Origin of the sequence: Pseudomonas sp. PA1(2017), from assembly GCF_001945375.1 — a bacterium.
Taxonomy (GTDB): domain Bacteria; phylum Pseudomonadota; class Gammaproteobacteria; order Pseudomonadales; family Pseudomonadaceae; genus Aquipseudomonas.
In genome coordinates, this window is the sequence record NZ_MSXU01000002.1 from 32,624 (window position 1) to 53,451 (window position 20,828).

The 20,828-nt window shown below is 64.8% G+C and carries 22 protein-coding genes; 9 read left to right on the plus strand and 13 right to left on the minus strand.

All coding sequences use genetic code 11. The annotated features are described in order from the left end of the window. Positions 1-150: 150 nt before the first annotated feature. Positions 151-1,245, minus strand: a complete 1,095-nt coding sequence (locus tag BVH01_RS04405) for a calcium:proton antiporter (protein WP_075929177.1) — start codon at positions 1,243-1,245, stop codon at positions 151-153. Positions 1,246-1,401: 156 nt separating this feature from the next. Here BVH01_RS04405 and BVH01_RS04410 point away from each other — a divergent pair, with 156 nt between their 5' ends. Then, on the plus strand, positions 1,402-2,349 hold the full coding sequence (locus BVH01_RS04410) for an adenosine deaminase (protein WP_075929178.1): 948 nt from the start codon (positions 1,402-1,404) through the stop codon (positions 2,347-2,349). A 395-nt stretch (positions 2,350-2,744) separates the two neighbouring features. Here BVH01_RS04410 and BVH01_RS04415 read toward each other — a convergent pair whose 3' ends face one another. The 4 genes from BVH01_RS04415 to BVH01_RS04430 all read right to left on the minus strand — a co-directional run bounded on the left by BVH01_RS04415 (position 2,745) and on the right by BVH01_RS04430 (position 6,074). Continuing rightward, positions 2,745-3,224 (minus strand): copper chaperone PCu(A)C, encoded by a 480-nt coding sequence (locus BVH01_RS04415; protein ID WP_075929179.1) that lies wholly within the window; start codon positions 3,222-3,224, stop codon positions 2,745-2,747. A gap of 57 nt (positions 3,225-3,281) precedes the next feature. Beyond that, on the minus strand, positions 3,282-4,643 hold the full coding sequence (locus tag BVH01_RS04420; protein WP_075929180.1) for a PepSY domain-containing protein: 1,362 nt from the start codon (positions 4,641-4,643) through the stop codon (positions 3,282-3,284). Positions 4,644-4,714: 71 nt separating this feature from the next. After that, a complete protein-coding gene (locus tag BVH01_RS04425; protein ID WP_075929181.1) occupies positions 4,715-5,098 on the minus strand; it encodes a DUF2946 domain-containing protein in 384 nt (127 codons plus the stop codon). A gap of 58 nt (positions 5,099-5,156) precedes the next feature. Continuing rightward, positions 5,157-6,074 (minus strand): LysR family transcriptional regulator, encoded by a 918-nt coding sequence (locus BVH01_RS04430; RefSeq protein ID WP_075929305.1) that lies wholly within the window; start codon positions 6,072-6,074, stop codon positions 5,157-5,159. A 110-nt stretch (positions 6,075-6,184) separates the two neighbouring features. Here BVH01_RS04430 and BVH01_RS04435 point away from each other — a divergent pair, with 110 nt between their 5' ends. Further along, a complete protein-coding gene (locus BVH01_RS04435; RefSeq protein ID WP_075929182.1) occupies positions 6,185-7,201 on the plus strand; it encodes a zinc-binding alcohol dehydrogenase family protein in 1,017 nt (338 codons plus the stop codon). 78 nt (positions 7,202-7,279) lie between these two features. Here BVH01_RS04435 and BVH01_RS04440 read toward each other — a convergent pair whose 3' ends face one another. The 5 genes from BVH01_RS04440 to BVH01_RS04460 all read right to left on the minus strand — a co-directional run bounded on the left by BVH01_RS04440 (position 7,280) and on the right by BVH01_RS04460 (position 11,994). After that, positions 7,280-8,164 carry a ChaN family lipoprotein gene (locus tag BVH01_RS04440; protein WP_075929183.1) on the minus strand — a complete coding sequence of 295 codons (885 nt, stop codon included), beginning with the start codon at positions 8,162-8,164 and terminating at the stop codon, positions 7,280-7,282. 10 nt (positions 8,165-8,174) lie between these two features. Continuing rightward, entirely contained in the window at positions 8,175-8,942 is a 768-nt protein-coding gene (locus tag BVH01_RS04445) for a heme ABC transporter ATP-binding protein (RefSeq protein ID WP_075929184.1), read from the minus strand. Then, complete coding sequence (locus BVH01_RS04450) at positions 8,942-9,979, minus strand: iron ABC transporter permease (RefSeq protein ID WP_075929185.1); 1,038 nt, start codon at positions 9,977-9,979, stop codon at positions 8,942-8,944. The genes BVH01_RS04445 and BVH01_RS04450 overlap by 1 nt, the downstream gene beginning before the upstream one ends. After that, positions 9,976-10,863: a hemin ABC transporter substrate-binding protein gene (locus BVH01_RS04455; RefSeq protein ID WP_075929186.1), complete on the minus strand. Its 888-nt coding sequence runs from the start codon at positions 10,861-10,863 to the stop codon at positions 9,976-9,978. Before BVH01_RS04455 ends, BVH01_RS04450 begins: the two co-directional genes overlap by 4 nt. A 69-nt stretch (positions 10,864-10,932) precedes the next feature. Further along, a complete protein-coding gene (locus tag BVH01_RS04460; protein WP_075929187.1) occupies positions 10,933-11,994 on the minus strand; it encodes a hemin-degrading factor in 1,062 nt (353 codons plus the stop codon). A 199-nt stretch (positions 11,995-12,193) separates the two neighbouring features. Between BVH01_RS04460 and BVH01_RS04465 the strand changes: the two genes are divergently transcribed. Both BVH01_RS04465 and BVH01_RS04470 read left to right on the plus strand, forming a co-directional pair. Continuing rightward, positions 12,194-14,398 (plus strand): TonB-dependent hemoglobin/transferrin/lactoferrin family receptor, encoded by a 2,205-nt coding sequence (locus BVH01_RS04465; protein ID WP_075929188.1) that lies wholly within the window; start codon positions 12,194-12,196, stop codon positions 14,396-14,398. Positions 14,399-14,483: 85 nt separating this feature from the next. Then, the gene (locus tag BVH01_RS04470; protein WP_075929189.1) at positions 14,484-14,801 is read left to right on the plus strand and encodes a Rieske (2Fe-2S) protein; all 318 of its coding nucleotides are present in this window, start codon (positions 14,484-14,486) and stop codon (positions 14,799-14,801) included. Between the two features lie 97 nt (positions 14,802-14,898). Here BVH01_RS04470 and sfsA read toward each other — a convergent pair whose 3' ends face one another. Next, complete coding sequence (gene sfsA / locus BVH01_RS04475) at positions 14,899-15,609, minus strand: DNA/RNA nuclease SfsA (protein WP_075929190.1); 711 nt, start codon at positions 15,607-15,609, stop codon at positions 14,899-14,901. Next, positions 15,599-16,780 carry a pyridoxal phosphate-dependent aminotransferase gene (locus tag BVH01_RS04480; RefSeq protein WP_075929191.1) on the minus strand — a complete coding sequence of 394 codons (1,182 nt, stop codon included), beginning with the start codon at positions 16,778-16,780 and terminating at the stop codon, positions 15,599-15,601. Before BVH01_RS04480 ends, sfsA begins: the two co-directional genes overlap by 11 nt. 315 nt (positions 16,781-17,095) lie before the next feature. Between BVH01_RS04480 and dksA the strand changes: the two genes are divergently transcribed. From dksA to BVH01_RS04495, 3 genes are all read left to right on the plus strand, one after another. Then, positions 17,096-17,539, plus strand: a complete 444-nt coding sequence (dksA, locus tag BVH01_RS04485; protein WP_013792734.1) for an RNA polymerase-binding protein DksA — start codon at positions 17,096-17,098, stop codon at positions 17,537-17,539. Positions 17,540-17,602: 63 nt separating this feature from the next. Further along, a complete protein-coding gene (gluQRS, locus tag BVH01_RS04490) occupies positions 17,603-18,490 on the plus strand; it encodes a tRNA glutamyl-Q(34) synthetase GluQRS (protein WP_075929192.1) in 888 nt (295 codons plus the stop codon). A 52-nt stretch (positions 18,491-18,542) separates the two neighbouring features. Then, positions 18,543-19,073 carry a hypothetical protein gene (locus tag BVH01_RS04495; RefSeq protein ID WP_075929193.1) on the plus strand — a complete coding sequence of 177 codons (531 nt, stop codon included), beginning with the start codon at positions 18,543-18,545 and terminating at the stop codon, positions 19,071-19,073. Between the two features lie 42 nt (positions 19,074-19,115). Here the strand turns inward: BVH01_RS04495 and BVH01_RS04500 are convergent, their stop codons facing one another. Next, entirely contained in the window at positions 19,116-20,006 is an 891-nt protein-coding gene (locus BVH01_RS04500; RefSeq protein ID WP_075929194.1) for a triacylglycerol lipase, read from the minus strand. A gap of 159 nt (positions 20,007-20,165) precedes the next feature. Between BVH01_RS04500 and BVH01_RS24910 the strand changes: the two genes are divergently transcribed. Further along, positions 20,166-20,300 (plus strand): hypothetical protein, encoded by a 135-nt coding sequence (locus BVH01_RS24910; protein WP_256562701.1) that lies wholly within the window; start codon positions 20,166-20,168, stop codon positions 20,298-20,300. A gap of 120 nt (positions 20,301-20,420) precedes the next feature. Then, on the plus strand, positions 20,421-20,774 hold the full coding sequence (osmE, locus tag BVH01_RS04505) for an osmotically-inducible lipoprotein OsmE (protein ID WP_075929195.1): 354 nt from the start codon (positions 20,421-20,423) through the stop codon (positions 20,772-20,774). The last annotated feature ends 54 nt before the right edge of the window (positions 20,775-20,828 follow it).

Below are 20,828 nucleotides of genomic sequence, written 5' to 3' on the forward strand. Positions count from 1 at the left end.
GCTCTCGCGACACTTCGTGGGAGCGCGCCATGCGCGCGACAAATTCGCGGGCATGGCCCGCTCCCACTGAAGGCGGTGTTAGCCTCAAGGCCGTAGGATGGGCCGGGCCGCTTAGGCGCAGCCCATCGATACCTCGGTAATGACGGCGACCTAAAGCCCCAGCATCGCCAACATGATAAACGTGGCAAACAGCACGAAGTGAGTCATGCCCTCGATGGCATTGGTTTCGCCGTCGTTGAGGTTGATGGCGCAGACGATCAGGGTGATGAACACCATCACCGTCTGCACAGGGGTCATGGCCATCTGGAAGGGCTGCCCACTGTACAACGCCATGGCTTCCATCACCGGTACAGTGAGAATCACCGTCGACAGCGACGCACCCAGAGCGATGTTGACCACCGACTGCATACGGTTCGCCAGCGCCGCCCGCAGGGCGGTGAGGATCTCCGGCGCCGCGGAAATGCCGGCCACCACGATGGCGGTCAGCACGGGCGGCGCGCCGGTACCTTCCAGGCCGACATCCAGCGCCAGGGACATCACCTCGGCGAGCACGCCGATGACGATTACCCCGAACACCAGCACGCCGATCGACCAGGCCACGTTGACCTGAGACTCGTCGTCGCCGTGCCCTTCACCGCCACGGTGCTTCTTCTCCGGGTAGCTGTAGCTGAAGAAATAGCTGTGCGGGCCGACCTGCATGCGCAGGAACACTGCGTAGAGCACCAGCATGGCGCCGATGGTGAACATCGAATACGCCTTCCAGTCCGACTCGGGAATGAACTCGGGCACCACCATGGAAATGCCCATGGCCGTGAGGATCATCACGCTGTAGCTACGTGCCGAGTCATCGTTGTACGGCTGCTCGCCATGTTTGATGCCGCCCATCAGCGCGGCCAGGCCGAGAATGCCGTTGATGTCGAGCATCACCGCCGAATAGATGGTGTCACGCACCAGGGTCGGTGACGCCTGGTTGCTCATCATGATCGCCAGGATCACCACCTCGACCAGCACCGCCGACAGAGTGAGAATCATGGTGCCGTAAGGGTCGCCGACACGCTCGGCCAGTTGCTCGGCATGGTGGGCGACGCGCAGCGATGCGCAGACGATGGCGGCGATCAGCGCGACGGCACCGGCCAGCGCGATGGCCTGGCCATGGCCGAGTAACGCATGCTCCATCGGCAGGGCGATCAGGGCGGCGAGCACGGCCAGCAGCAACCAGTATTCCTGCTTGATGGCATTCAACATGAATGATTCCTTTCAGGGCGATAAGAGCGATCCTGCTCCGACTGCAACATCCTGTAAATAATTCCAGTCACTTACCGTTGATGCCCTCGGATGCCGCACGGTTGAGCGCATAGGGGTAAACTTCGCGGCCACGCTTTGACTGAACGAGATTTACCCATGTACGACTGGCTCAACGCCCTGCCCAAGGCCGAACTGCACCTGCATCTCGAAGGCTCCCTCGAGCCCGAGCTGCTGTTCGCCCTGGCCGAGCGCAACCGCATCGCCCTGCCCTGGAGCGATGTCGAGGCGCTACGCGCGGCTTACGCCTTCAACAACCTGCAGGAATTCCTCGACCTGTATTACCGCGGCGCCGATGTGCTGCGCACCGAACAGGACTTCTACGACCTGACCTGGGCCTACCTGCTCAAGTGCAAGGCGCAGAACGTGGTGCACGTCGAGCCGTTCTTCGACCCGCAGACCCACACCGACCGCGGCATTCCCTTCGACGTGGTGATGCGCGGCATCAAGGGCGCGCTGGTCGATGGCGAGAAGCAGCTAGGCATCAGCCACGGCCTGATCCTCGCGTTCCTGCGCCACCTGCCCGAAGAGCAGGCCTTCCAGACCCTGGAGCAGGCCATGCCGTTCCGCGATGCTTTTATCGGCGTTGGCCTCGACAGCTCGGAGAAGGGGTTTCCGCCACGCCTGTTCGAGCGCGTGTTCGCCAAGGCCCGCAGCGAAGGCCTGCACGCCGTGGCCCATGCCGGCGAGGAAGGCCCGCCGGAGTACATCTGGGAAGCCCTGGATCTGCTGAGGATCGTGCGCATCGACCATGGCGTACGTGCCAGCGAGGACGAGCGGCTGATGCAACGCATCATCGACGAGCAGATTCCGCTGACCGTCTGCCCGCTGTCCAATACCAAGCTGTGCGTGTTCGAGCACATGGGCCAGCACAACATCCTCGACATGCTCGAGCGCGGCGTGAAGGTCACCGTCAACTCCGACGACCCGGCCTATTTCGGCGGCTACGTCACCGAAAACTTCATGGCTCTGCACGAAGGCCTGGGCATGAGCGAAGAGCAGGCCAAGCGACTGGCGCAGAACAGCCTGGACGCTCGACTGGTGTGAAACGTCGCTCAGCCGCCGTGTAGGGTGGACGACGCTTTTATCCGTCCACTGTGGATAGTCAGGATTACCGTGTTGCTTTTGCCTTCAGTTCCGCTCTGACGAGCGGGTTTCTTTTGGCATTGCCCCAAAAGAAACCAAAAGGTCTAGCCCCGACATCCGGCCCCGGCTTCGCCGGGGTTCCCTCGCTACATCGTTGCTCCGAGGGCACGCCGCGAAGGGCCATCCCTGGCCCATCGCGGCTCTCGCGGCATCCATGCCGCTCAACCCTCTACACAACGATTCCACTCGGCCTCCTGAAGGGGCAATTGATGTTGCCTGTGAGCCTTGTGGAAAAAAGCACCTCAGTACGGCGTAGCGAGAACCGTTAGGCAAGTTGCCACGCACGGCAGGTGTGATCAATGCCCCTTATGGTCATGCCCACCTTCCGCCGCTGGCTCATCCTTCTGCACCGCCACCTCAACCGTCACCGACCCGGCCTTCTCGAAGGTCAGGGTCAGCGGAAAGCGTTCACCGGCCTGGGCCTGCTGCTTCAGGTTGAACAGCATCACGTGATAGCCCATGGGCGCGAACTTCACTTCGCCGCCGGCAGGAATCACCACGTTCTGCACCTGCTGCATTTTCATCATGCCGCCTACGTGGGCATGCTCGTGAATCTCCGCCTTGCCGGCCACGGGTGTCTCGACGGTGAGCAGGCGGTCATCGGCATCGCCCTTGTTGTGCACCACGAAATAGGCGGCGGCGGTCGGCGCCACCGGCGGCATTTCACGCGACCAGGGGTGATCGATGTGCAGTTGGCCGACTTCGTATTCATGCGCGTTGGCCAGCAGGCTGGTGGCGAGCAATGCAGCGGTCAGAGCGAGTTTCTTCAGTGTCATGGTGCTTCTCCTTCAATAGAATTCCGGGGCGACCGCCACGGGCAGCCGCCGGTTGGGTCAGGCCAGGCGCCGACTGGCGAGGCGCGACAGCAGCAGATAATCCAGCGCCCAGATAGCCAGCAGCGAGGCGCCGACCAGGGGGAACAGCACACCGAGGCCGATCATGATCGCCACGCCGACCTTCCAGCGTGACAGGTCATGACGCAGCGGCGGCACGCCCAGGCCACCAGCGGGCCGGCGCTTCCACCACATGATCAGGCCGCTGACCGAGCTGAGCAGAACCAGCAGGCACACGGCGAAGATGAACAGCTGGTGCGGCAGGCCATAGAGCTTGCCCATGTGCAGCATCACGCCACTTTCCACCGCGCGCGCCGCCAGGCCGTAGTCGGCCCAACGCACGTCGGCCAGCACCGCGGCGCTGTATTGATCGACATGCAGGGTGGCGTCGTTGCGCGGATCGTCGGCGAACACCGCGATGGTGTAGACGCCGGTCGGCGTGGTCGGAAAGGTGATGCTGTAGCCAGGGTGCACGTTTCGCTCGCTGGCGATGTCCACCACCTGCTGCAGGCCCACGGTCGGGTTGGCGGTGGATGCCGGAGTGGCGCCGCCATTGTGCGCCGCATGGGGGTCGGATTCGGGCAGCGGGGTATTCTCCAGCGCCCAGGGCACAGTCTGTCTGTGGCTCTGATTGAGCTCACCAGCCTGGCGGTCGGAGGTCGGCACCTGATCCCACATGGCGGCCGGAAACTGGTTCCAGGCACCAGCGAACTGCTTGCCCCAGAAGCCGGTCCAGGTCATGCCGGTGAGCAGCATGAACAGTAGTAGCAAGGCGCCCCAGAAGCCGGTCACGGCATGCAGATCACGCCAGAACAAGCGGCCACGAGCCGACAGCCGTGGCCATAGCACACCAGCGCCACGCCCACGCGGCCACCACAGGTACAGCCCGGAAACCACCAGCACCACGCCCCAGCCGGCCGCCAGTTCGATCAGCCGATCGCCCGGCGTGCCGATCAACAGGTCGGCGTGCACTGAGCGAGCCAGGGCCTGCAGGTTGCTGTGGGCGTCCTGGGTACCGAGGATGGCGCCCCCATAGGGGTCGACGAACACGTTGCGGGTGCGCTCGCCGACCTTCACCACGAACTGGGCGCTGTGGTCGGCGTCCACCGGCGGCAAGTACTTGCCGATGCTGCCCTGGGGGTAAACGGCCTGCACGCGGGCGAGCATCTCGTCGGCGGTCAGCGGCTGGCCGCTGGCCTCGACCTGCAGCAGGTCGGCGTACATCAGCCCGTCGAGCTGCGGTTTGAACAGGTAGATGATGCCGGTCAGCGACAGCATGATCATGAATGGAATGACGAACAGCCCGGCATAGAAGTGCCAGCGCCAGGCGAGGTTATAGAACGACGGTGTCGCGTTTTTCATGTGAAGCCCGATCGTATGCATGAGCGAACTGCCCACGGCGACAAGCGCAGCAGGCAACGACAATCAGCGATTCAGGCGATCAGGGGCGAAGCGCGAGGGTTGGCCGAGGGCCACAGGTAACGGACCGCCCCACCGGGCTCGGCGCTGGGGCGTGGGGTGGCGGGGCGCTGCCGGGGCAGCAAGCCGAGCAGGCCGAAGAAGGCCGCCAGGGCCAGGGCCACGAAGGTGGAGCACAACGGACACACCGAGCCCATGAACGGCATCGGCACGCCCGAATCCACGCCGCCCATGTCCATGCTGCCGCTGGCATCCAGGCCGCAGTAGCCGCCATCCATGCCGCTGAGCTGCAGGCCGGTCATCTGCCCATGACTGACCGCACAGGCGAGCGCGCTGAACAGGACGCTGAAATACAGCACCCAGGCGAGCAACGAGCGGTTGGAACGGGACAGGTTCATGGCTGGCGATTTTAGGGGCAGTGGCGGCAAACGGGCTGTGGTGGATTGCCGCAGCAGCTTAACGGCGCCACGGCGCCTGCGCCAGCAACTCGCTACAACGCGCCTGCACGAACTCGCGCAGCAGGTGCACCGGCTTGCTCAACTGCTCGCGGTGGGTGCAGATCAGATTCAACGGGGTCGGCTCGCCAAGCACCTCCGGCAAGAGGATGCGCAAGCGCCCGGCGTGCACGTCGCCGGCCACGTCCAGCCAGGATTTATAGACCACCCCGGCGCCAGCCACGGCCCAGCGCCGCACCACATCGGCATCGTCGCTGAGGCGATCACCCGCCACCTGCAGGCTGTGCGCCCGGTCGCCGTCGTGAAAGCGCCAGCGCTCGTAGGCACGGCCGCCGAGCATATAGATCAGACAGTTGTGCTGGCGTAAATCAGCGATCTGCCGCGGCTCGCCATGGCGCTGCAGGTAGGCTGGCGCAGCGCACAGTACCCGGCGGTTGCCCGGCGCCACCGGCAGCGCCACCAGGCTCGAGTCCTCCGGCTCGCCGTAGCGCAGGGCGATGTCGACGGGCTCACGAAACAGATCGGTGACCCGGTCGCCAAGCAGCAGGCGCAATTGCACCTGGGGATGCGTCTGCATGAAGGTATCGAGCCAGGGCAGCAGCGTGTTACGGCCGAAGTCCGAGGGCGCCGCGAGTTGCAGCGGCCCGCTGATCGCCGACTTGCTGCCAGCCAGTTGTTGGCGCCCCGCCTCCAGGCTCTGCAGCGCTTGGCGGGCATGCAGCAGAAAGGCCTCGCCGTCGGCGGTCAGCCGCAAACTACGGGTCGAGCGTACGAAAAGGCGCGCCTGCAACTGCTGCTCCAGGCGCTTGAGGCCGGCGCTGGCCACAGCGGGCGATATGTCCAGCTGGCGCGCAGCCGCCGACAGGCTGCCTTCCCCGGCAATGCGCACGAACAGTTGCAGGTCATCGAAACGCAGCATGGCGATCATCTTCAAAAAAATATTGAAAGAGACTCTAGCTGCCTATGGTTTTTCCTGGCAATGGATTGGCGCAAGCTGCCCTCCATCCCACGCCCCTACAGGACGCTCCCATGAAAGCCGTTGCCTATCACCAGTCGCTGCCCATCGATAATCCGCAGGCTCTGCAGGACGTCACGCTCGACGCACCGACGCCCGGCCCGCGCGACCTGCTCGTCGAAGTGAAAGCCATCTCCGTGAACCCGGTGGACACCAAGATCCGCCGTAACGTGGCCCCCGACGCCGGCCAGCCCAAGGTGCTGGGCTGGGACGCCACCGGTGTGGTCAAGGCGGTCGGCAGCGAGGTGACGCTGTTCAAGGTCGGTGATGAAGTCGCCTACGCCGGCGCCATCAACCGTGCCGGAGCCAACAGCGAGCTGCACGTGGTCGACGAGCGCATCGTCGGTCGCAAGCCAAGCAGCCTGCCCTTCGCCGAATCCGCTGCCCTGCCGCTGACCGCCATCACTGCCTGGGAACTGCTGTTCGACCGCTTGCAGGTCGCCGATGGCACGGCCGACCAGGGCCAGAGCCTATTGGTCATCGGCGCCGCCGGTGGCGTCGGCTCGATCCTCGTGCAACTGGCCCGACAGCTCACCGGGCTGACCGTGATCGGCACCGCCTCGCGTCCGCAAACCCAGGCCTGGGTTCGCGAACTGGGCGCCCATCATGTGATCGACCACAGCAAGCCGCTGAACGAAGAACTGGCGCGGATCGGCATCGCCCAGGTCACCCACGTGGCAAGCCTGACCCAGACCGACCAGCACTATGACGCCATCGTCGAAGCCCTGGCCCCGCAAGGCCGCCTGGCGCTGATCGACGACCCACTGCAGCCGCTGGACGTGATGAAGCTCAAGCGCAAGAGCATCTCCCTGCATTGGGAACTGATGTTCACCCGCTCGCTGTTCGAGACCGCCGACATGATCGAGCAACACCGCTTGCTCAATCGCGTCGCCGACCTGGTGGATGCCGGCACCCTGAAAACCACCCTGGGCGAGCACTTCGGCACCATCAATGCCGAAAACCTGCGCCGCGCCCATGCCCTGCTGGAAAGCGGCAAGGCCAAGGGCAAGATCGTGCTGGAAAGGTTCTGATCCTGCCTGAGAGGCGCCGATAACCGGAGCGCCTCGCCTCTGGGACAGGCACCTGACCTGCCCTACGGGGATCTTGCGCTAGCGAAATCGTGCGCAATGATCCTCGGGCGGCAAGGCGGCGGTGTACCACACGTAATCCGCTTGCTCGGCGGTCACCGGTTTACCCACTTCGGAAAGGATCAGCACCTGGGTGCCATCCGGCTCGCCCAGGTCACTCAGGTGCAGCGGCACTCCCAGGTCGCGGCGCACGTGAAAGGCGCCAGCGAACAGCATTGCCGGCTGCGGCGCTTTCAACAGTTGCTCGGCCATGCGCCGGTCGCGTTGCTGCTGCACGGCGAGCATCGCTGGCAGCTGGCTGTTCGGCAGCTTGTCGCAATGGGACTCGCGAATCTGCGCCAGCAGCGGTTCCTGCACGGCCGCCGCGGTCGAGGCCTCCCCTCTCAGCAGCGGTTGCTTGCGGTAAATCGTCATGATCTCGACACGGTCGAGATTCGCGGCACGCAGCGGGTAATCCTGCACCAGTGCATGACGCACGATGGGGCCGTACAGCGCCCACGGCCAACCGTTACTCCACTCCAGCGCCTTGGGCAGATCGGCGATCTGCAGGCCTTTATGCAATTGCTGCTTCACATCTTCGACCTGCGGCTGCTGGCTGTTCGCGAGCATTTCCAGCAACAGGCTGCCTTGCGCTCGCCGCGCCTCCAGGGCGCGCAGCAACCACAGCTGCAGGGCATGGTGATCCGGGTTGTCATGCTGCTCGCCGACCAACAACCGGGACGCCTTCGCCAGGTGAGCGACGAGTTGCTCGGGCGTCAACCGTGCGCCGCTATGCAGGTCGATGATCTGCCCCAGGTCGGCGTGCCCGCGCCCCTCTGGGCTTTGCCACGCGGGCACGGGCGCCAGGACGGGCTGGCTTTGGCAGGCAGTGAGCAGCAACAGCAGGGCGAAAAACAGCGTACGCATCGGGTTTCCTTCAGCGGGCAACGATCAACGGGTGCCCGCGTTCGGGGTGGCGCTGCACCAGCACTTCCAGGCCGAACACCGCGTGCAGCGGCTCGGCACGCAGCACCTCGGCAGGCAGGCCGATGGCATGCGCACGACCGTCGTTGAGCAACAGCAGGCGGTCGCAATAACGCGCCGCCAGGTTCAGGTCATGGAGAATGACCATCACCGCGGCGCCCTGTTCGGCGAAGCGGCGCACGGCCTGCAGGGTGGTGTGCTGATGCAACGGATCGAGCATGGAGGTCGGCTCGTCGAGCAGCAGCGTCTGCTCGGCACCGCCCGGCCACAGCTGCGCCAGCACCCGCGCCAGGTGCACACGCTGACGCTCGCCGCCGGACAGCTGCAGATAGCTGCGTTCGGCCAGGTGCTCGGCATCGGCGGCCTGCAGTGCCTCACGGACGATCTGTTCATCACGCTCGCGGCCGGTGTCGTGGGGCATGCGGCCCATCATCACCACATCGCCGACCACGAAACCGAAGCTCAGCGACGAGCTTTGCGGCAGCACCGCCAGGCGCCGCGCGCGTGCCGTGCCCGGCCAGTCCTGCAGCGGCCGATCATCCAGAACGACCTCACCCGCTGCCGGGCTCAACTCGCCGCACAGGGCGCCCAGCAAGGTGCTCTTGCCAGCGCCATTGGGGCCGAGCACGCCCAGCACTTCACCAGGCTGCAGTTGCAGGTCGATATCGGCCAGCACCGTCTTGTCGCCACGCTGGATCGACAGCTTGCGGGCACTGAGCATCAGGTGCGTCCTCGCAGCAGCAGGTAGAGAAAGAACGGCGCGCCGATCAATGCGGTGACGATGCCGATGGGCAGCTCGGCGGGCGATAGGATCAGCCGCGCGAACAGGTCGGCGAGCAGCAGCAAACTGGCGCCTGCCAGCGCCGAGGCCGGCAGCAGCACGCGGTGATCGGGGCCGACCAGCAGCCGCACCAGGTGCGGCACCACCAGGCCGATGAAACCGATCATCCCCGCGGCAGCCACGGCGGCACCCACGCCCAGCGCGGTACAGAACACCAGCTCGCGCTTGAGGCGCTCCACCGCAACGCCCAGGTGGCGGGCCTCGGACTCGCCGAGCAGCAAGGCATTCAGCGCCTGGGCGCGGCGCGGCAGCCACAGCGCCACCGCCAGGGTGACCAGCAGCAGCGGCCACAGCCGGGCATAGCTGGCGCCGTTGAGGCTGCCCAGGTTCCAGAAGGTCAGGGTGCGCAAGGTGGCATCGTCGGCCAGGTAGGTGAACAGGCCGATGCAAGCGAACGCCAGAGCATTGAGGGCGATGCCGGCAAGCAGCATGGTGGTCACGCTGGTCTGCCCGTTGCGGCGCCCCAGGCGATAGACCAGCGCGGTCACCACCAGGCCGCCGAGAAAGGCGCACAGCGATAGCAGGTAAGGCGCGAACAGCTCCGGCATCCCGCCCATGGCGGCGCCCCCAACGATGGCGATGGCCGCGCCGAGCGCCGCACCGCTGGAAACGCCGATCAGGCCGGGGTCGGCCAGCGGGTTGCGAAACAGCCCTTGCATGGCCACGCCGCACAGCGCCAGCACGGCGCCGACCGCCAGGCCCAGCAGGGTGCGCGGCATGCGTATCTGGCCAAGAATCAGCTCGGCCTGCTGCAGGCCATCGTCCGCCAGCGGTAAGCCGGCCAGGCGCAGGGCGGCCCGCAGGGTATCGCCCAGTGGCAGGCTCACCGGCCCAAGGGCCAGTGACAACCACAAGGCGAGTGCCAACAGCAGGCCCAGCGCGACGAACAGTGAGCGCGGGGCAATCACCGGTTTCATGGGGTGGCGGGTGCCAGCGGTGTACGCCCGGGGTAGAAGGCGGCAGAAAGCTCGGCGAGGCCGGCGGGAATGCGCGGGCCGAGCCCACCGACCAGCAGGGTCGGATCGATGGCCACCAGGCGCCCTTGCTTGCCGGCCTTGGTCGAGGCCAGAGCCGGGTTCTGCTTGAGCAGCGCCTGGCGGGCCTCGTCGCCGCTCAGGCGGCGGTCGGCGAAGATCACCACCTCAGGGTCCAGCGCCAGCAGCGCCTCGGTGGACAGCGCCTTGTAGCCTTCGTGGGTGGTCAGGTTCTTGCCGCCAGCCTGCTCGATCATCCAGGCCGCCGTCGTATCCTTGCCGCCGGCCATGGGGCTGCTGCCGGCATGGCCGAGCAGCAGCAGAACGGTCGGTGCCGGGCTTTGCGCCTGGGCCTTTGCGACCCAATCAGCCTGTTCGCTCAGACGCGCCTGATAAGCGGCGAACACGCTCTCGGCCCGCGCCTCGTCGCCCAGCAGCATCCCAATGCGTTTGAGATTGCCATGCAGCACCTGCAGGTCGGCATCGGCAGGCAGCGCCTCGACCTTCACGCCGGCGGCGGCCAGTTGCCCCAGCACCGGCGGCGGCCCCATCTCCTCGGTACCGAGCAGCACCTCGGGGCGCAAGGCCAGAATGCCCTCGGCGGCCAGTTGGCGCTGGTAACCGACGCTGGGCAGCTTCTGCAACGAAGCCGGGTGTTGGCTGGTGGTGTCCACGCCGACCAGTTTGGCCTCACCGCCGAGCTCGACCACCCACTCGCTCAGGGAGCCCCCGGCGCTGACCCAGCGTTGCGGCAGGTTGTCGGCGCTTGCCGCCAGTGGCACCAGCAGGCTGGCGAACAGGGTGAATGCAGCGAGGGGACGGATCATGGAGCAACTCCGGAAGCGGATTCGTATCGGCCGCCGAATATAGGGGCGACCGAGGCTGGCAGTGTAGCGTCAGGCTGGCAGGGCGGGTGTCTGCTCGGCCAGAAGACGCCAATCCTCACGTTCCGGCACGCCCGGTTTGCGCGCACCGAACACCTGCACGATCAGCTCACCGTTGGCATCGAACGCCTCCCAACTGGTGATCACACCGTCGCTGCTCGGTTTGCGTACGCGCCACAGCTCATGAATGTCGCCGGTCTTTAGGTGAAGGTTGAACTGCGGGTCGAGCACGTTGAACCAGGTGTCCATCCACTTCAGGTTGCTGACCGGCCCGGTATGGATCTGGATGCAGTGACGGTTGCCGACGAACACCATGATCGGCACGTCGCCGGCTGCCGCGCGCTCGAACAACCCCGCAAGCGCCTCGGGCGCCAGCGGTTCGGCCCATTCACGGCCGGCCAGGCGTAACGCCTGGGTGCGTGCCGCGCCGTGGTTCTTCAGCAGGGCGAAGAAATGGTGGGTGTCCTTCAGTGCCGCCCAGCCGGCGCGCAAGGCGTCGCCGTCGATGGCGGCGTCCGGCTGAACAGTCGTAGGAGTCGGCATCGGTTTGAGCGCCAGTTCGCTGCTTTGCTGCTCATCGCGTAAACGCGCGAGCAGCGGCTCCCAGGCTTCCAGCTCGCTGTGTTCGGTAAGGTAGACCTTGTGCACCGCGGTGCCCTGGTGATCGAACACCTGGACGCTGCGCAACACGCCGCGCGGCGTCTGCTCGGCCACGGCGAAGACGCTGGCCCAACCACTGAGGAACAGGCGCAGGTCGATATCCGGCGACACCACCAGGCCCATCTGACCATTCCCGGCAATCGTCACCTCGCGGTAAATGCCCTTGCGCTCGTGCACGCAGGATTCGTTGCGGGTCAGCGCCATCACGTGGCCAAGCTCGCCCATCGCGGGCAGCAGCGCTGCCCAGTCAGGGCGCAGGCGCACGGTATCCACAGCCAGGCGGCTGGCGGTCAGCTCGGCCTCGCTGACGCCCAGCTTCGCCGCCGCATCCCGGGCCCGCAGGTGCGGCTGCTCGGCACGCAGGCTCTGCCAGGCGGCATACAGGCCTGCCCCGGCCACGGACTGATCGCTCATCACTTCAACTCCCTTGCAAGGCCCGCTGAACAGGCGAGGAAAAACCATAGACCCGAAGGGTAAACGGCTGGGTTGGAGAGTAAAACCCAGCAAACATTAAATAATCTTAACCGCCATTAAATCCTATTTACAAACGATAATCACTACCATCTAATGCGACATCCTTTTTCTTCGCCTCTCGACATGACAGGAGAATCGCATGTCGCCTACCCCGCCCTTCCCACTTCGCTCCTGCTTGGCCTTTTTGTTGTTCAGTCCTGCATTGGCTGGCGCGCAATCCCTGCAGTTGGAGAAAACCACGATCAGCGCAACGCGCATCGAGCAGAGCACCGACAGCGTCCCCAATACGGTGTCGGTCATCAGCGCGCGGGATGTAGATCGCAAGAACGTGAAGAACATCAGGGATCTGGTTCGTTACGAGCCGGGGGTGTCGGTCAGCGGTACGGGTAGTCGGTTCGGCCTGGCAGGCTTCACCATTCGCGGCATCGGCGGCAATCGCATCCTCACTCAGGTGGATGGTGTGCCGATGCCCGATGCATTCGCCTTCGGCCCGTTCCTCGACGCGCGGCGCAACTACGTCGACCCGGATACGCTCAAGCGCGTGGAGATCATTCGCGGCCCAGCCAGCTCGCTATATGGCAGTGATGCGATTGGCGGCGCGGTCAGCTTCCTGACCAAGGATGCCGCCGACTATCTCGACGCGGGTAATGACGCCTACGCACGACTCAAGACCGGCTACGATGGTGCCGACGACAGCTGGTCGCGCAGTGCCACGTTCGCCGCACGCCAGGGCCAGGTCGATGGCCTGCTGCACCTGGGCCGACGTGACGGCCAGGCGCTCGACACCTTCGGTGGCCGCGGCGGAATCGGGGCAGCACGGGAAGAAGCCAACCCTCAGGACTACACCGCCAACAATCTGCTCGCCAAGCTCGGCTGGAATTACCTCGACAATGATCGCTTGCAACTGACCTATGAGCGCTACGAAGACGATGCCGATACCCGGGTGCTCAGCGAATACAGCACCACGGCCACCGTTCGCACCTCCGACGCGACCGACAATACCGACCGCCAGCGTCTCAGCCTGCAGCACAGCTTCGCCCTGGATACGGCCATCAGCGACAGCGCCGAATGGCAATTGAGTTATCAGGAAAGCCAGATTCGCCAGCGCACTTTCCAGCAGCGGTTCAGCGGTGGCAGCCTGCGTGAGCGCAGCCGCGACTCGACCTATCAGGAAGACCTGTGGGCGTTCAACGCCAAGCTCGACAAAGCCTTCGACACCGGAGCAGCAAGCCACCACCTGATCTATGGCGTCGACTTCAAACGCCTGGAAAGCAGCGACCTGCGCAAGGGCCGCGAAGCATTCGCCAGCACCGGTTTGCCCGTCCCGGCCATCCCCGGCGATGAAAGCTTCCCGCTCAGCGACTTCCCCGAGCCCACCTCGACCGAATACGCCTTCTTCGTGCAGGACACCATCGACATCGGCCGCTGGACGCTGCTGCCCGGCCTGCGCTACGACCATTACAAGATGAAGCCCGAGGTTACGCCTCACTACCTGAACAGCCAGCCGATCAACCGCAACCCGGCTGATTATCGCGACGAGGCGCTATCTCCCAAGCTCGGTATCACCTATCGCGTCGATGACGCCCATAGTGTTTACGGCCAATACGCAGCGGGTTTTCGCGCACCGAACCCGGTGGATATCTTTGGCGAGTTCATCAACTTCGCCCGTAACTATCAGACCATCGCCAACCCCAGCCTCAAGCCGGAAACCAGCGAAAGCTACGAAATCGGCCTGCGCGGTCAGTACGATGCCGGCGCCTTTGGCATCGCGCTCTTCTACAACCGCTACGACGACTTCATCGAGCAGGTCACGCTGCCCAACGATCCAACGGGCGCGGGCCGCATGACGTTCCAGTACCAGAACCTCGACCGTGTGACCATTCGGGGTGCCGAGGCGCGTGGCGAACTGCGCCTGGATCGCCTCGGTCTGCCGGCTGGCAGCCATTTGCGCAGCGCCATCGCTTACGCCCGCGGCAAGGATGAGGCATCCGGCCAGCCGATCAACAGCATCGACCCGCTCAAGGCGGTGTTCGGCCTCGGCTACGATGCACCGAGCGGGCAGTACGGCGGCGAACTGAGCTGGACGCTGGCGGCCGCCAAGAAGCGCGTCGATCAGACGCAGATCGCCAATCAATACGAACCCTCGGGTTACGGCACGCTGGATCTGAGCGCGTACTGGAACATCGGCACTGGCGTATCGGTCAATGCCGGGCTGTTCAACCTGACGGACAAGCAATACTGGCAATGGGGCGACGTGCGCAGCCTCACCGAGAACAGCTCGAGCCTTGGCCGCTACTCCCAGCCAGGTCGCCACGCGGCCTTCAACGTGATCTGGGAAATCTGAGCCCAAAAGCCCCTTGCGCACGGACGCGCGCCCTTCCATCCCCAGGCCGATGCGGGATAATCCCCGCATCGCCCTGGAGAATTCGATGATCCGTCTATGCGCCCCCGATGAGCTGCCGGAAGCTCAGAGCCGGGGCTTCGATGTTGAAGGCATGCAGCTGTTCGCCGTGCGCAAGGGCGGCGAGGTGTTCGTGTACCGCAACCGTTGCCCGCACCGGGGCGTGCCGCTGGAATGGCAGGCCGACCAGTTTCTCGACCCCAGCGCCAGCCTGATTCAGTGCGCACGGCATGGCGCGCTGTTTCTGATCGAGTCCGGTGAGTGCGTGGCAGGGCCTTGCGAGGGGCAAGCGCTGCGGCCTATCGACAGCTGCGAGAATGGCGAAGGGATCTGGGTCGATCTGTAGCACCAATAACCCTGGGTATCGCTTCGCTCAACGCCAGGCTACAAGAGCGACGCCGCCCCGTAGCCCGGGTCGAGCGCAGCGATCCCCGGGAACGCTCTCAAGTCAGCAGCACATTCAGACGGCGTACCACCTCGATCCCCTGAGGCGAAATATCCACCCCATAGGCCAGCACCTCAACGCCCGCCTGCACCGCCTCACGCAGCGCAGCAGCATAGGCCGGATCGATTTCCTCGGCTGGGCGCACGGCCTCGATGCCCGACAGGTTCACGCAATACAACTGCACGGCGCGCACGCCACTGCGCGCCAGGGCAGCCAGCTCGCGCAGGTGCTTGGCGCCACGCTCGGTGCGCGCATCCGGGAAGGCAGCGACCCGGCTGTCGGCAAACCCCAGGGTCACGCTTTTCACTTCGACGAAGGCCACGCCACTCGGATACTCGAGGCAGAAGTCGACCCGGCTGCGCTCCACACCGTAGAGCACCTCGCGGCGCAACGCGCTGAAGCCGGCCAGCTCGGGGATTCGCCCGGCACGCAGGGCCTCTTCGACCAGCGCGTTGGCCCGCGCGGTATTGATGCAGGCCAGCCGGCCATGGGGCGTTTCACCGACTTCCCAGGTGCCGGGCAGTTTGCGTTTGGGGTCGTTGGAGCGGCTGAACCATACCCGACAGCCTTCGCTCATGCAGTTGAGCATCGAGCCGGTGTTCGGGCAGTGGATGGTCAGCAGCTCGCCGCCAGCGGTCTCGATATCGGCGAGAAAGCGCTTGTAGCGGCGCAGCAACCGGGCCTCTTCGAGGGGCGGATCAAACTGCATGGGCTTGCCAGCTCTTCAGGCCACGGGCGATGCGCGCGACGGCTTCTTCGAGACGCGGCAGGCTCTGGGTGTAGGCGAAACGCACATGGTGGCCGGCCTGGTGGCGACCAAAGTCCAATCCCGGCGTGAAGGCCACATGCTCGGTTTCCAGGAAGTGCTGGCAGAAGGCATAGGCATCGCCGCCAAAGGCGCTCACGTCGGCGTACAGATAGAAGGCTCCCTCGGGCTCGACGGCAATGCCGAAGCCGAGCTCGCGCAATGCTGGCAGCAGAAAGTCGCGGCGCTCGGCAAAGGCGGCGCGGCGCTCCTCGAAGATGGCCATCGACTCTGGCTGGAAGCAGGCCAGCGCAGCATGCTGGGCCATGCTCGGGGCGCTGATATAGAGGTTCTGCGCCAGTTTCTCCAGGTCCGCCACCGCCGCCTCGGGCGCCACCAGCCAGCCCAGGCGCCAACCGGTCATGCCGAAGTACTTGGAGAAGCTGTTGAGCACGAAGGCTTCGTCATCCACCTCCAGCACGCTGCTGGCGTCCACGCCGTAGGTCAGGCCGTGGTAAATCTCGTCGACCACCATATGCCCGCCACGGACTTTCAGCGCCTGGGACAGGCCAGCGAGCTCGGCGGCGCTCAGCAGCGTGCCCGTCGGGTTGGCCGGCGAGGCGAGCAAGGCGCCGACGCTGTCGGCATTCCAGTGCTCGGCAACCGTTTCCGGTGTGAGCTGATAACGCTGCTCGGGGCCGACCGGCACCAACTGCGCCGCCCCTTCGACCAGGCGCAGAAAATGCCGGTTGCAGGGGTAGCCCGGGTCGGCCAGTAGCCAGTGCTTGCCGGGGTCGACCAACAGGCTCGCTGCCAGCAGCAGTGCACCGGAGCCGCCCGGCGTGATGAGAACGCGCTGGGGGTCTATGCTCAATCGATAGCGTTGCGCGTAGAAGCCGGCGATCGCCTCACGCAATGCCGGCAAGCCGCGCGCTGCGGTGTAACGGGTATGGCCGGCAGCCAACGCCGCCTGGCCGGCGGCCACGATGGGCGCGGCGGTGGTGAAATCCGGCTCGCCGATCTCCAGGTGAATGACGTCATGGCCCTTGGCCTGCAACTGATTGGCGCGCGCCAGCAGGGCCATCACGTGAAAGGGTTCGATCGCGCGGCTGCGGGCGCTGTAAGGCTGTGCCATGGGAATGCCCCGGGAAACGATAAAGGTGGAATTCTATCAGGGGCGCTCTGTCATACCGTGCCAACGCGCCACTGAAATACGTGTTTACATTGCGATTGCAGGCTTTGGCATCCGCCACGGGGTGGCTCCTCAGGCTCACCACGAAACCCAGGCAGGGCCGGCTGGAAACCAGACGCACAACCGCGACATCCGGGAGTGGCGCGGCTTGAGTCGATCTGGTAAGTTCGCCCGCTTGCAGTCGCAGGGCCGTTATTGTAAACGGCAACGGACACATACCCTGCGCAGTGGATTAGAGAGAGTGAGAGGCGGTCATCCATGCCCACCAAAGCAAAAGCAACAAACGGCCAATTGATTCGTGGCTTCGAACCCTACAAGGAAACCAAGGGCGAGGAGTACATGAGCGAGGCGATGCGCGCCCACTTCACCAGTATCCTGAACAAGTGGAAGCTTGAGCTGATGCAGGAAGTCGACCGTACCGTGCATCACATGCAGGACGAAGCGGCCAACTTCCCCGACCCAGCCGACCGCGCCAGCCAGGAAGAAGAGTTCAGCCTGGAGCTGCGCGCCCGTGATCGCGAGCGCAAGCTGATCAAGAAGATCGACGAGACGCTGCAGCTGATCGAAGACGAAGACTACGGCTGGTGCGACTCCTGCGGTGTCGAGATTGGCATTCGTCGCCTGGAAGCGCGCCCTACCGCCACCCTGTGCATCGACTGCAAGACCCTGGCGGAAATCAAGGAAAAACAGGTCGGCTCCTGAGTCGATCCACAGACGGGGCGCTCAGGCGCCCCGTTTCGTTTCGCCCCGCACAAACGTCCCGCCATGCCTAAACCCGCCTATATCGGTCGCTTCGCGCCCACGCCCAGTGGCTACCTGCACTTCGGCTCGCTGGTCGCCGCCCTCGCCTCCTATCTCGATGCCCGCTCCGCTGGCGGCCGCTGGCTGCTGCGCATGGAAGACCTCGACCCGCCCCGGGAAGTGCCTGGTGCACAGGCCGCCATCCTGCAGACCCTGGAGCGCTATGGCCTGCACTGGGACGGCGAACTGGTGCGCCAGAGCGATCGCCACGGCGAATACGAAACGCTGGTGCAACGCCTGTTCGACCAGGGCCTGGCCTACGCCTGCACCTGTTCGCGCAAGCAACTCGAGGGCAGCGGCGGCATCTATCCGGGTCATTGCCGCAATGCCGGGCACGCCCGCCATGACGCAGCCATCCGCCTGCGCGTCCCCGAGCTGACCTACCGCTTCACCGATCGTGTGCAGGGCGAGTACAGCCAGCACCTGGGCCGCGAGGTCGGCGACTTCGTGATCCGCCGCCGCGACGGCCTCTACGCCTACCAGCTCGCCGTGGTGCTGGACGATGCCTGGCAGGGCATCAACAGCGTGGTACGCGGCGCCGATCTGCTCGACTCCACGCCACGCCAGCTTTACCTGCAAGAGCTGCTCGGCTTCTCCCAGCCGCGTTATCTGCACGTGCCGCTGATCATCCAGCCCGACGGCCACAAGCTCGGCAAGTCCTACCGCTCGCCGCCCTTGCCCGGCGACCAGGCCACGCCACTGCTGATCCGCGCATTACGTGCCCTGGGTCAGCCCGCGCCCGACGAGCTGGCCGACGCCTGCGCCGAAGAACTGCTGCAGTGGAGCGCCAGGCACTGGGACGCCAGCCTCATTCCCCGTACCCGCAACCTGGCGGAAAGCCAGTTGCGCTGAACGCCGCTAACGGGCAGCCTTGCGCACCCAACGTGATCATCAGGAAATCCCCATGCGCGCCCAGCTCGAAGAACTCATCGGCAAAATCAGCTCGGGCTGCCTGCCTCAGAACGAAATCAGCCGCATCGCTGACGAAGCGGCCCAGGCCTATGCCAACCCAGCCGCCTTCCTGGCGGCCAATTCGGACATCAATTACGACGACAGCTTCCCCATTCCCCTGGGCGAGTGGATGGTGGTCGGCAACCTGCCGGAGACCGTACTGTTCCAGGCCGACAGCTACGAAGCGCTGTTCGGCCAGATCACCGAGTCGTTCGGGCCCGAAGTGAGCTTCGTGCTGACCGCCAAGCAGTTGAAGAAAGTCGAACCGCTCAAGGCTCTGAACCGCATCCAGGTGCAGCTCGGCAGCCTGTCGAAGGAAACCCAGGGCTACACGCTGGTCGACTTCAGCGAACCGCTGGATGACGAGCTGCAGGCCGTGCTGGTTTACACCACCGACCTGTCTCGAGTGCTGGAGCTGGCAGTAGAAATCGGCATTTACGCGGCGCCAGCTTACGAAGCGCTGAAGGCTGCTCAGGCGGAATAAAGCCTCCCGGGTATCGCTTCGTTCGACCCAGGTCGCGTCGCTTTACAGACCCGCCTCGTGCAGCCGACGCAGGTGTTCGATGTAAAGGCTGACCGGATCGACACCCTCGCCGACCCGGCCGAAGTGCTGGTTGACGATGTCCAGGTGATCGAGCGGGTAGTCGTCGCGAATCACCTTGCCCAGGTGCGAGCTGACCCGCCCGACCATGCCGTCGCATTGCCCGGCCTCACGCACGAAGGCGCGGGCGAAACGGCGACAGAACCAGTTCGACGGATCACGTCGGTTGCCACCCTGGTCGGTGACGCCCGGCTGCAGGGTGCCGGACCAGGAGTAATAGCGCACGCCATTGACCTCCTCGGGCCCGTCTTCGCCCCAGGTCAGAGGTAAACCCTGCGGGTACTGATGATTGAAGATGCCTACGCCCTCGGTGGTCAGCGAGCGATGGGCAGCGATGGCGTTGATGGGCATCGTCGCGCCGCGCGCGCCGCTATCCAGCAAGGTGAACAGCCGCGCCAGCATATGGGTGCCCATGCGCAGCAGCAGGCTTTTCAGGCCATTCGTGGCGTACTTGCGTTCCAGGTGATCGGCCAGCTCCGAGCCCTGGTTGGGGCCTGCCACCGAGGTGACCGAGGCGATCCATTCCGGCCGGTGTGCGGCAGCGTAGCGACACACCAGAGCACCCTGGCTGTGGCCGATCAGGTGCACCTTTTCCGCACCGCTGCGCCGCCGCGCCTCGGCGATCTGCAAAATCAGCTGCTCGCCGCGCAGCTCGGTTGCATGCACCGGCGACAGGCGCGCCGGATACACGTCCACGCCCTGGTTACGCAGCGCGGTAGTGATGCCGTACCAGTATTCGAAACCGAACAAGCTGACGAAACCCAGCATGCCGGGCACCAGCACCAGTGGATAACGGGGAACTGCACGATGACCCATTTCAGTCTCCATTGGGGCGTCCTTGTCCGAGTCGATGGTCACGCGCAACACGCATCATGACGGTCGATGGCCACTATCGAGCCATTCGACTTCATCCCTGACTGCCTCGCCCCTAGCATGGTTCCGTGAAACACCGAACATAGCGAGACGAGGTACACCATGAAAACCCTCACAATCACTCTACTGCTGAGCCTGCTCAGCGCCCAGGCACTGGCATTACCCAGCCGCCATCCGGCCCCCATCCTGGGCGAAGCCGTCGACAGCAGCCAACAGCAGACCGCCAGCGAGCGATAAGACCAGCGACCGGCAGGCCCACCGGGAACGACCTGCACAGGCCGCCGTGATTTAAGCCGAACTTAATTCCCTGGCCCAGGCTCAGAAAAATGGTCTGGTTCATCACAAGGGAAATTAACCATGTTCAAGCAAAGCCTGGGTGCCGCCTGCGTACTGGCCGTTCTGACCGGTTGTGCCGGCAAGCCCGAGAATCCGGTCGACCATTTCACCTTCCGCAACGAACCGCTGGTCAAGCAGGTGGAAAAGGACATGAGCAAGTCCACCGTGCTGGAGCTGGGTGGCCCACCCTCTTCGGAAGTCAACCGCACCATCGCCCCCGGTACTTGCAACAACTACATCCTCAACAAGGATGGCAAGGAGCAGCCCTACTACGTCGCCTTCAACTCGGCTGACCGTGTGGAAAGCAAAGGCTTCCTGACCTGCGAACAGATGGAGATCAACGAGCGCGAGCGCGCCCGTGGTCACGGCATCTGATCGTCAGAGCTGAAATGAAAATGCCCGCCTCGTGAGAGAGCGGGCATTTTTTAT